An 11,513-nucleotide genomic window follows, 5' to 3' on the forward strand; every position below is an offset into this window, starting at 1 on the left:
AACCGCGGACTCACTCCTATCGGGTATGGTGCTTCCCGTTGGTTTCACGTCTCCGCCAGAGAGACGGGAACCGAAACAGGGAAACTGCACTATGACATGGGCACCACTGCGGATCATTCATTGTGTCCGCTCCCCGATTGGCGGGATTTTCAGGCATATTTGCGATCTTGCGGCCGCTCAGTCCGATGCCGGGCACGCGGTCGGCATTGTGTTCGACAGTTCAACCGGCGGCCGTTTTGACCTTGCCAGGCTGGATAGCCTTTCTGACAAACTGACGCTCGGGATCGGCCGCTTCCCCATGCGCCGTCATCTTGGAATTCAAGATGCAAAGGCTGCCGGGGCATTGTACCGTCATGTCCGGAACATCAACCCGGACATTCTTCATGGGCATGGGGCAAAAGGCGGCGCCTATGCCCGCACTATTGGAACCCTGCTGCGCATGAAAGGACGTAATGTAACCCGCGTCTACACTCCTCATGGCGGCAGCCTGCATTATGACCCGCACCGCCTGGAAGGCTACGTCTATCACAGGCTTGAGCGGATTCTCGAGCGGATGAGCGATGCGATCGTTTTCGTTTCGGACTACGAAGCAGCAGCTTACCAATCGAAAGTCGGAACGCCGAACATCGCCTACCGGGTCGTCTATAACGGTCTGCGGCCCGAAGAATTCAGCCCGCTCGGCGATGTTGAGGACGCTGCGGACTTTGTCTTTGTCGGCATGCTACGCGATCTCAAAGGCCCAGACTTGTTTATTGAGGGGCTGTACAACACCAAGCTCAAGACGGGACGGACACCCACCGCCCGGATCTTTGGCGAGGGCCCGGACGAGGCACGCTATCGCGCGCTTGTCGAGACCTACGGACTATCGGACAAGGTGACATTCATGGGGGCGAGCCCAGCCCGGACGGCGATGGCAGCGGGCCGAACCCTGGTTGTCCCCTCCCGCGCCGAGGCCATGCCCTACATCGTTCTGGAGGCGGTAGCCGCCGAACGTCCTCTCATTGCGACCCGGGTTGGCGGTATTCCGGAAATTTTTGGCAAGCATGCGCGCCGGCTGATCGATCCCGGTAATGTGGCGCAACTGACCGCTGCCATGGTCGCGGCGCTGGACAATCCGGCGCGCATGGCGGACGAGGCGCGCACGCTTCGCAAGTGCTTGTCAGAAACATACACGGTCGATTTGATGCACGACCGGATCACGTCGCTTTACCGCACCGTACGCGGGGAACAGGCCGCTGACCCCTTGGCACCAGGCAATATGGCCTCGATCCGGCAGGCGGAAGCTGCTCGACCAGCATATGTGGGATCGGGCCAAAAAGAATGACAGAGCTTGCGCCCGAACGGAAAGGCAAGGCGAGAAAGGTCAAGACGGCCCGCAGCCAAAAGCTGGGGCAGCCGGTTCGCTCGGGGTCGATGTACCGGGAACGTCGTGACGTTCTGCCCCAAACCTTGACAAACGCCTCTCAAGAACGAGACACACAAACACCGGTCGAACCGGGCGGCAGACCGCAATTGTCACCCGAAGCCCTCGAGATCGCGGAAACTCTCCGGGACGACGGGATCTCTATCCCGGTCGTCACAGGCACAGTGCGCCTGGCGGACCTCATTCTCGTCACAGGCGCGGCGTTGCTGACCCATGCCTACTTCACCGGATCGATCGCCATGGATCTGGTGAGCGGCGGCCTCTTGGCTGCCGCGCTCTTGTTCGCACTGCTGTTCTTTCAGGCTGCCGACGCCTATCAGATCTCGACCCTGCGCCAGGGCCTCGCCCAACTGGGCCGGGTCGCGGCTGGACTGACTCTGGTGTTCGGCGTATTCGCCATCTTCCGGGCGACCACCGGGATTGGCACCGCCGGGTCGGAAGTCTGGCTGGGCAGTTGGTATGCCGCATCGCTTGCCGCGCTGATGATCTGGCGCTTGGCCGTTTATGCGAGCGTGCGCCATTGGATGAGAGCGGGCCGCCTGGAACGGCGGGCTGTGATCGTGGGCGGCGGGACGACCGCAGGCGAACTGATCCATGACCTGGAAACACAGCCGGACAACGACATCCGGATTTGTGGGATTTTCGACGACCGCGGCAATGATCGCTCGCCGCCCAATGTCGCCGGTTATCCCAAGCTTGGCAACATCGATGCCCTGGTCGCCTTCGCCCGTCTGGCACACATCGACATGCTGATTGTCTCGATCCCCTTGCGGGCCGAAAAACGTGTGCTTGAACTGCTGAAAACGCTCTGGGTGCTGCCCGTGGACATCCGGCTTTCCGCCCACACGGACAAGGTGCGCTTCCGGAACCGGGGAACGAGTTACATCGGGGCCGTGCCGTTCGTCGATGTGGTCGAAAAACCGATCACGGACTGGGACCTGGTGGCCAAGCGTGTGTTCGACCTCGTTTTCGCGAGCACGGCTCTTGTCGTCTTTCTTCCGGTGATGATCGTGACGGCCATCGCCATCAAGCTGGACAGCAAGGGACCTGTTCTGTTCCGGCAGAAGCGCTACGGCTTCAACAACGAGATTATCGACGTCTGGAAGTTCCGGTCGATGTATGCCGACCAGACCGACCATCTCGCCAAAACCGCCGTGACCCGCAAGGATCCGCGTGTGACCCGGGTCGGCCGCTTCATCCGAAAGAGCTCGATCGACGAATTGCCGCAACTCTTCAATGTCTTGCGCGGCAGCCTGTCGCTCGTCGGCCCGAGGCCCCACGCCGTGAACGCCCATACGAACAATGCGACCTGGGACGAGGTCGTGGACGGATATTTCGCCCGCCACAAAGTCAAGCCCGGCGTGACCGGATGGGCGCAGATCAACGGCTGGCGCGGTGAAGTGGACACGCCCGAAAAGATCCAAAAACGAGTAGAGCACGATGTCTACTACATCGAAAACTGGTCGATCCTGTTCGACCTGAAGATCCTCTTCCTGACGCCGTTCAGCCTCCTGAACACGGAGAATGCCTATTGACCCTGACGGCCGGACATTGCGGCCAGGCAGCGCCGGCACCGCCCCAGCCATTGATCCCGGCCCGGCAGATCGGCAATGGCGCGCTGTGGCTCGCGGTGTTCCTGTCCGGTTTCGTGATCCGCGAACCCGCCCCTTATGAAGTCTACATGCTCGGCCTGCTCGCCGTGTGGATGGCCTGCGGCCTGAAGCTGCGCCGGGAGTTCGCACCGCTGATCATCGCCCTGCTGCTTTACATCGCCGGCGGCCTGGCCTCCACGCCAATGACGCCCGATATCGGAGACGCGGTCTTCTATATCGCGATCACCGCGTTTCTGGCCTTGACGGCGATTTTCTATGCGGCCGTGATCGCCGAGGATCCGGACCGGTGCCGGATTATCCGCAAGGCCTATATCACCAGCGCGGTCTTGGTCTCCTCCATCGGCATTGCCGGCTATTTCGAGCTTTTCCCGGGCGCGGGCTACTTCACCTTGTACGACCGGGCACGGGGAACCTTTCAGGATCCGAACGTCTTTGGTCCCTTCCTGGTGTTGCCCGCCCTGTTCCTGGTTCAGGATATCCTGCGCGCGCCCTTGCGGCGGACCCTTCCGGGCCTGCTGGCCCTCATCCTCATCGTGGGTGGCATTTTTCTCAGTTTTTCCCGTGGCGCGTGGGGGGGGCTGGCCCTCAGCGGCCTCATTCTCTATCTGATTACACTGATCCATGTCCGCTCCCCCCTCGCCCGGCTGCGCCTGATCGGCCTTGGCGCATTGGGATGCTTGGGAGTGATCGGGCTGCTCGGCGTGGCGCTGTCCTTTGACACGGTCTTCGACATGTTTCAGCAGCGCGCCCGGCTGGTCCAGGAATACGATGCGGCCCGGCTGGGCCGCTTCGCCCGCCACGCGCTGGGGTTCGAAATGGTCCTGGAAAAACCCTTTGGCATCGGGCCGCAGCAATTCAACACCTATTTTCCCGAGGACGAACACAACGTCTATCTGAAGGCCTTCACCACCCATGGCTGGCTGGGCGGAGTCACCTATCTCATTCTGGCAGTCTGGACCTTGCTGGCCATGGTCCCGCTGTTGTTCCAGAACCGCCCGTGGACACCGTTCCTGCACTGCATTTTCGCCGCTTTCGCGGCCCACATGATCCTCGGCGCGGTGATCGACACCGACCGCTGGCGGCATATGTGGATGCTCTTTGGCCTGGCCTGGGGGCTGATCGCCGCCAGCAGACTGGACGGCGCCCCGTTGGGGCAATTCCCGGTCCATCTGAGGCGGCACGCTCCAGTCTGAGCGGGAAAACCTGCGCGCACCTCTGACCCGTTGGAGTGTTTTTCCCCGATCCGAACGATCGCCGCGCGAACAACCCGCTTGCACCAGCCCCGCGAACCGGTTAGGTAGGTCGCGTTCGGGCAGTAGCGCAGCCTGGTAGCGCACTTCACTGGGGGTGAAGGGGTCGTCGGTTCAAATCCGGCCTGCCCGACCATTTAAGTAATTGATATAACGATATTAATTACCGCGTCACCATCATAAAAAGCCAAACGAAACAACCTGTAGCTGTTGTAGCGCGCAAAAACGGATGGTGTAGCGCGCAAAAACGGATGGCCCAACGCGCAGGAACGGATGGCACCGGTTTTGTAGCGCGCAAAAACGGATGGCCCAACGCGCAAGAACGGATGGCACCCGTTTCAAACCCGGTTTGACAGCCCGTTAAACCATGGGCTTCAGCTAATCATCCTTCAAAAGCAGCCTTGAGAGTTCGGAACGCATACGCCGCCGCCAGAGGGACCACTCCGTTACCGGCTGCCGTGTATCGCTCCATCCGATCGGCCACCCCATGATCCAGTCCGAAAAGTTCGGGTTGAAGGTCCATTCGCCGGGCGAGAACCGCGTCCCAGGCCGCAAGGTCGCATGGAGCGGGCGCGAACAGGGGTAAACCAGCGTCCCGGCCGGCTTCAGGCCAAACGCCTTCACCAGGCTGAAGAACAGCGTCCAGATCCGTGCGGTCTGACCCAACGCATGCTGGCTCCCGGTCTGGTCCACTGCTGGCAGGAAAGCGAGCCGGTTGTCCTTCAGGCGGATGTCCGCCCGGTTGCCGTAAAGCGTGGTCGTGGGCGTGGGCCAGAAGGAAGAGCCGGTTCCGGATGTGGGACGCGCCGACCTCAGCCGCCGAGAACAGGCCCGCTTTGACGCCAAAGCCCAGGCCCGATAGCTCTCCGGCAACTTCCTCAAATCCACGGTCCAGATGTCCCTCGACGTTTTCGCAGAAGACCCATTCGGGCCTGCATTCGCGGATGATCCGGGCGACATCCGGCCAGAGGTGCCGGGGATCGTCCCGTCCCCGGCGCAACCCGCTCGAGGAGAACGGCTGGCAGGGATATCCGGCAGAGACGATATGAACCTTGCCACGCCACGGGCGGCCGTCGAAGGACCTGACATCGTCCCACACAGGCGCGTGATCCAGGGCCTGGTCTTCCATCCGGGCCACGAGGGTCGCCGCCGCACAGCTTTCCCGCTCGACATAACACACAGTTCGATACCCGGGTTCCGCGACATGGAGACCGAGCTCCAGTCCGCCAACGCCGGTGCACAGGGAAAGGCCGTTGAACCGGCCGCAGTCAGGTTCGGAATGTAGAGCCACAAGAGCGTTCTCCGTTTCAGGGACGCTCCAGGCGGTCTTGTGCGGGCTTCACGGGCACAGCGGCCGCGGGCCTCAAACAGTTCATGGTGCCGCAACGCGGGCACTTGATGTCGATGGCGCCGAGTATCGCCCTGGCGGCCGCCTTCATCAAGAGCTTTCGGCAACCTCCGCATCTGATTTCCTCCATGACAACCTCAAAGAGAATCGCCGACACTCCTTTCGCCCGCGCGGGCAGCGGGTGCGGCGGTTGTTCTTCTTGGCTGCCGGGCGGGCTCTGTGTTTGGCGACCATGGCCCGCCGTCCGGATTTCTTTTGGGTCCGGACCGCCCGTGTCCTCAGATCCTCATGAGCCCGGCACCACGGGCAGGAAGTAATGCAGCACCACCTTCACGGCGCCGCCGGTAAAGGCCCCGCCATTGGCCGTCAGCTGGACAGGCGTGTCGGCATAAAAGGCCTGCGGGCCGATCACCCCGGCATTGGTGGCGCCCGCCGCGATGCCGAGCGAGCCGCCGAACTTCGAGGCCTCCCCGGCGATCCCGCAGTCATAGGAAGCAGCCCCGGTGATCGCGGTGGTCGTGCGGGTGGAAACGCCGAAGACGATCGCCCGGTCGGGGATGACGATCGAGGTGAGCGCAGTTGCCCCCGACAGCGTCACCTCCTCTTCCACGGTACAGATCCGGCTCTCAGCCCCCGACGGGCTTTGCGAGACGGTCGCGACCTCAGACAGGAGCGCGCCATAATCGCGCCACCCCGCGGCCGTGAAGACCGCCAGTGTACCCTCGTCGGCGATGAAGGCCAGCAGGCCGGTGACCGGCGCATGGAAGGTCCAGAAGCCGTCGGCAAAGGAGGCGATCGCCCCGTCCTGCCCCGTCCAGCCGCCGGTCGCGCTTGGGGCGACCAGATAGGTGTCGCCATCGGCCGGGCTGGCCGGTGGCGCGGAAAGATCCCGGTCCAGAAAGACCAGATGCGCCAGCGCATCCAGCCGGGCGAGCGCCTCGTTGTGGGTGACCTCCTTCTGGGCCTGGCTGGCCGCGATCAGCGGCAGGTTTAGCCGCGGGGTTGTGCTCATAAGATCGCCTCCGTTGGAACACCCCGGCCCACCAGGCCCGAGATCTGGACAACGCGCAGGGTGATTGAGGGTTGCGGGACGCCGAAGTCCGCCGTCTGGTCGCTGGCCGCATAGGTCCAGGCCGGGCTGGTCAGCCCGCGGACCGTGCGGATCACGTTGCCCGCATTCAAGACGTCGATCTCGTAAAGCTCGCGCTCCTCGCCGAGCGGCACGTCCGTGCCGTCCGCCCAGGTGGCGTTGACCCGCCCCTGCCGGATCCAGGTGACATTGAGATCCCCGGCCCCGTTGCGCGCGCCCCGCACATGCACCGGCGCGAAGGGCTTCAAGGCCACCGCTTCAAGGCGCATTGAAAGCGTCTTGAAGGCCGGATCGCTCGAGGGCAGCGGCGCCGGGCCATAGGCCCAGGTCCTTGGGATTCCCCGGTCGGTGAGCGGCACATCCGCCTGGACCAGCGCCCCGTCCAGAAGCACCACCCGCGCGCCCGCCGCCACGGGACCGCGCATGGCATGGGCCGTCCCGCGCCGGCCGCGCAACAGGCCCGAGAGCTGCCATGTCATCTGGCCAACCAGCTCGGCGGTGGCAAACTGCAGGATCTCCCAGGCATTCTCCCCGTTCCAGACCGCCAGCACATTCACCGCCCGCTCCAGAAGCTCCTCTTCCGGCACGGAGGAAAGAGCGCCATAGGCGAGCTTCACCATCAGCCGGTTCGCCCGGTCGAAGCGACAGGCGGTGCCCGCAAAAAGATCGGTTTGCGTCCGGCCCATCGTCGCCTGACCCGGCACGCTGGCGGTGATCCGCGATCCCTCCTGCACCCGCACCCCGCCCCAGGGCGCGGCAAAGGCCGCGCACCAGGGCTGGTGGTCCCCTTGCGTGTCCGAGATCACCGGCAGGTCCAGCACCTCCAGCACCGCCGCCCCGAAGCTTTGCACCGGCCGTGCGGGCGGGGCCGGGGCCTCTGCCCGGCGCAGGCTGTAGACCCCGGGCTCCACCGCCACCGCCTCGCACAGCCGCGCGCCCGCCTCCACGATCCTTGTCAGCCGGACCGCGCGCTGCCGCCCGCCCGCCTCCAGCACGATGCCGTCACCCGGATCGAAGGCAAGCTTTGAGGGCGGCAGGGCAAAGCTCGCCCGCTCGCGCTCGGCCCACCGCTCCATCAGCCAGGCCTCGATCCGCCCCTGCCCCTCGCCCGGATCCATCACCAGCGGCGCCGTCAGGCTTTCGGTGCGCGCGCTGGAGGTCACAAGCCGCCCGGCCGCAACGCTCGTCTGCCGGTAATCATGGCCCGCGTCCCAGAACCCCAGATGCGCCCGCACGGGCAAGTCCGTCTCCTGTGCCCGGGTCAGCGTCCAGTCCGGTTTTTGGCGGTCCGGGGCGGCCAGCTCCGCCTCGGCCAGGGTGCCTGAGGGCGGACGCCCGCGCGGGCGGCAGACGATCCGCTCCCCCGTCTCCACCATGTCGAAGCGGTAGACCTGCGCCAATTGTTCCAGCTGCTCGCGCGGGCTGACGATCCCCGCGCGCAGCCAGCCCGCCACCGGATCGGAAAGCGCTCCGGCCTCGATCGCCTCAAAGCCCACGGACTTGCAGATATGGCTGACCAGCGCGCCCAGGGTCACCGCGCCGAGCTTGCCCTGCACCCAGTGGCCAAATTGCCAGTTCGCCGCATCGCCCCACACGTCCGACCGGTTCGGAAAGGCCGGAAAGGGCCGCGCATCCCATGTCCAGAGAAACGAGCGGGAGAGGTCCAGCATCGGCCCGCCATAAACGGGGGACACCGGATTGCGGCCCTCGCCCGGATCCCAATAGGTCAAAAGCGCCTCGATGCCGCGCCGCTGGATCAGATCGTCCCGCCCGCCATTGGAAAAGTGCGGAAACGCGCTTTCCGAGGACTTCGGGTCGACAAAGACATTGGGCTGGTTGGTCGCCTTGTCCACGGAAGGAAAGCCGTATTCGGTGAACCAGATGGGCTTGGATTGCGGCACCCAGCCGGTCGGGGACCCGCTCTCCACCCCGCCCGGCCGGTCATGATGGGCGTTCAGCCACCAATTGCGGATATCCTTGGCCCGGAACACCCAGGGCTTGCCATAGGCCCCGTCGGTGATGGGCGTGCGGATCTGGGCCGCCCGGTCGGCCGCGCTCTGATACGACCAGTCATAGTCCTCCCCGCCCTCCACATTGGCGTGGAGATAATTGAGATCGGTGATCGCGCCGGCCCCCGCCAGCGCGTCCAGATGCCCGTCCCCGTCCCGCCAGTCGGACAGCGTCATGTAAGTGTCGATCCCCACCGCATCGATGGCGCTGGAACTCCACAAGGGATCGAGATGGAAGAAAAAATCCCCGGACCCGTCCGCCGGGTCATGGCCGCGGTATTCCGACCAGTCGGCAGCATAGGTGAGCTTGACGGAAGCCCCCAGGATCGCCCGGCAGTCCGCGGCAAGCTGAACAAGCTGGCTCACGGCCGGATAGCTGCCTGGCCCATCGCGCACGAAGGTCAGCCCGCGCAGCTCCGAGCCGATCAGGAAGCAGGTGACCGCGCCCGGTTCGATCGCGTTCACCGCCGCGCAGAGCCTGGCATAGTGCAGCACCATGCGCCGCCAGCCCCAGTCCGAAGGGCCGGAATAGCTGGTCGTGACGGCATGCGAGGCTGGGTCGATCGTTACGGCGATGTCGGAGGGGGCCGCGCCGCCAAAAAAACTGCTCACCTGCGCCCCCGCCGCCGCGGTTCTGTCCACGCTGCCCGGTTGTCCGGCCGCCGGATGGCAGGTGATGCGCCCGCGCCAGGGAAAGGCCGGCTGCTCCGCCCGCCCGTAAGGATCGGCAAGCCCGTTGCCGGGCGCAATGTCCATCAACAAAAACGGGCAGAAGGTGGTGGAGATCCCGCGCCGCTTCAGGTCCCGGAGCGCGTCCACCACGGTGCTGTCGGCGGGCGTGCCGCCATAGGCCGGGCGCTCGGGATCCTCCACGGAGCGCGCCAGCAGCCGCGCCCCGTCCCGGCCGAGCCCGTGCACCTGCCAGCTCCTCGGCGCCGTCGTCTTTTCCGGGCCGAACTCCACGCCGGGCCGCACCTCGCACGCCCCGCATCTGAGGTCACTGCCGAACCAGGAGACGACCAGCAGCACCGAGGCGGCATTGGGAAAATCGCGCTGCAGGCTGTCCACCGCCACCGCCCAGTCCGGCCCGCCCACCTGGTTGTTGACGTTTTCCGCCGCGCTGGTCCCCTCGCGGTCCGGGTCGAGGCGGCGGATCTCCTCGCCCGCATAGACCCATTCCCCGGCGCCCGGGATCATCACCATGCCCTGAACCTGCTCCTCGATGCCGGGCAGCTTCCGGATCACCTCGAATTCCAGCTGCGGGATCCGGTTGCCGAAGTCCCCTAAAAACAGGTCCTCGAACACCACAAGGGCCGTGCCGCGATAGGCGGGCGCGGCGCCCTCCTTGGCGCTGATCAGCGGATCGGGCAGCTGGTCCGCCGTGCCCGCATGCACCCGGTGTGTGATCCTGGAAAGATCCAGGATCTTGCCATCGGCCCAGACCCGGCCGATCCCGGCGATCGGTCCCTCGCACAGGCCGACCGCGAAATTGGCGAAGTAGCTGTAGGTCGTGGTGGTCACCGTCTGGCGCCCGCCGCCGCCCTTGCCCCCCACCTTCTCGCTCGAGGTGTTCACCTCCATCCGCAGGCGCGTCGCCCAGATCACCTGGCCCGCCAGCCGCACCCGGCCCACCGCGTCGGCGACCGGCGCCCCTTCCGTGGAGGTCTGCAGGCGCAAGTCGCCAATGCGCGGGCCTTCGGTGGACATCCGCCGCGCCGGGGTCAGGGCGCCGGCGATCAAGCCGTCGGCATACGCCCCCGCCACCCCGGCCGCGCCGCTGATCAGGGCCGAGACCAGCGGGCTTGCCCCGATCGAGCCGGAAAAGGCCGTCGCCGCTGCGCCCAGAACGAGGGTTGCCATCAGTTTCTCCTCACGGGCGCACCGCCCTGCGGGCTGCCCTCCGGAGGGGGCGCGCCATCAGGCGCGGCGCGCAGTCGCGCTTGCGGCGCAGATTGCGCCGACACCACCCCCGGGAACTTGAAGGCGAAGCGGATCCGTGCCCGCCAGGCCGGGATCAGGGGCACCTCGCAGACGGGAAGATGCTCATGGGCATGGAGGATCCGGGGCTCCGGTGCATCGATGGCAGTGGTCAGCAGCGCGCAGTGCTTGGCCGGCAGCCGGTCGCGGAACGCAAACAGGAGCACGTCCCCGGCATCCGCGTCCCCGGGATCGATCCCGATCAGATGCCGGGCGGCCGCATCCCGCAAGGTCTCGGTCCGGCTGCGCTCCGCCCAGTCCGGCGTATAGGGCGGCGGGGTCTCGGGCTCACAGCCCATCACCTCGCGCCAGACCCCGCGCACAAGACCGAGGCAGTCGCAGCCCGCATGTTTGCGCGCGGCCTGGTGGACATAGGGCGTTCCAAGCCAGCTCCGCGCAGCCGCCACGATGGCGGATCGGGTGAGCGGGGGCCGGGTCACAGACCCTGTGCCTTGGGCGCTCACCGGAACAGGCTCCCGCCATCGTTGAGGTCGTCCTTGTCCGCATAGGCGATGATCCGGTCATTGCCGGGCATGTGCGGAAAGCCGCCGAAGTTCGTGAGGTTCGCGAACCGGTCGCGGCAGGTGGCCATCGCCTTGTCGCAGCCCGCCCGCACCATAAACCCGTCCCCCGGCGCAATCGGGTCGGCCATGGGCAGCACCAGTTCCAGCGTGACCGTGCCGCCCGGGGCCGCGTGCCGCTTCACCTCGATCGCCTGGCCCGCATTCGCCCCGGACGTCCAGGTCAGGAGCCCGGCCGCAAGCACGCCGGGCGCGGCCGCCTCCAGCCCGGTGGCCGTGAAC

The 11,513-nt window shown here is 65.7% G+C and carries 9 protein-coding genes and 1 tRNA gene; 4 read left to right on the forward strand and 6 right to left on the reverse strand.

Annotated elements, in window-relative coordinates; genetic code table 11:
• Positions 1–91: 91 nt before the first annotated feature.
• From F0184_RS15655 to F0184_RS15670, 4 genes are all read left to right on the forward strand, one after another.
• Positions 92–1,324: a glycosyltransferase family 4 protein gene (locus F0184_RS15655; protein WP_150497134.1), complete on the forward strand. Its 1,233-nt coding sequence runs from the start codon at positions 92–94 to the stop codon at positions 1,322–1,324.
• Between the two features lie 89 nt (positions 1,325–1,413).
• Positions 1,414–2,958 carry an undecaprenyl-phosphate glucose phosphotransferase gene (locus tag F0184_RS15660; RefSeq protein ID WP_150497157.1) on the forward strand — a complete coding sequence of 515 codons (1,545 nt, stop codon included), beginning with the start codon at positions 1,414–1,416 and terminating at the stop codon, positions 2,956–2,958.
• Positions 2,955–4,229: an O-antigen ligase family protein gene (locus tag F0184_RS15665; RefSeq protein ID WP_150497135.1), complete on the forward strand. Its 1,275-nt coding sequence runs from the start codon at positions 2,955–2,957 to the stop codon at positions 4,227–4,229. Before F0184_RS15660 ends, F0184_RS15665 begins: the two co-directional genes overlap by 4 nt.
• 116 nt (positions 4,230–4,345) lie before the next feature.
• Positions 4,346–4,422, forward strand: a tRNA-Pro gene (locus F0184_RS15670).
• Positions 4,423–4,668: 246 nt separating this feature from the next.
• Here the strand turns inward: F0184_RS15670 and F0184_RS15675 are convergent.
• From F0184_RS15675 to F0184_RS15700, 6 genes are all read right to left on the reverse strand, one after another.
• On the reverse strand, positions 4,669–5,577 hold the full coding sequence (locus tag F0184_RS15675; protein WP_150497136.1) for a DNA cytosine methyltransferase: 909 nt from the start codon (positions 5,575–5,577) through the stop codon (positions 4,669–4,671).
• Positions 5,578–5,593: 16 nt separating this feature from the next.
• Entirely contained in the window at positions 5,594–5,764 is a 171-nt protein-coding gene (locus F0184_RS21130) for a zinc finger domain-containing protein (protein WP_150497158.1), read from the reverse strand.
• Positions 5,765–5,920: 156 nt separating this feature from the next.
• A complete protein-coding gene (locus F0184_RS15685) occupies positions 5,921–6,646 on the reverse strand; it encodes a DUF2793 domain-containing protein (protein WP_150497137.1) in 726 nt (241 codons plus the stop codon).
• A complete protein-coding gene (locus F0184_RS15690; protein ID WP_150497138.1) occupies positions 6,643–10,593 on the reverse strand; it encodes a baseplate multidomain protein megatron in 3,951 nt (1,316 codons plus the stop codon). Before F0184_RS15690 ends, F0184_RS15685 begins: the two co-directional genes overlap by 4 nt.
• A complete protein-coding gene (locus F0184_RS15695; protein ID WP_308809959.1) occupies positions 10,593–11,174 on the reverse strand; it encodes a C40 family peptidase in 582 nt (193 codons plus the stop codon). The genes F0184_RS15690 and F0184_RS15695 overlap by 1 nt, the downstream gene beginning before the upstream one ends.
• A partial coding sequence (locus F0184_RS15700) for a phage BR0599 family protein (protein WP_172972129.1) occupies positions 11,171–11,513 on the reverse strand: 343 nt, incomplete at its 5' end. The genes F0184_RS15695 and F0184_RS15700, both read right to left, overlap by 4 nt.

The organism is Roseibium aquae (genome assembly GCF_008711285.1).
GTDB classification, from domain to species: Bacteria; Pseudomonadota; Alphaproteobacteria; order Rhizobiales; family Stappiaceae; genus Roseibium; species Roseibium aquae.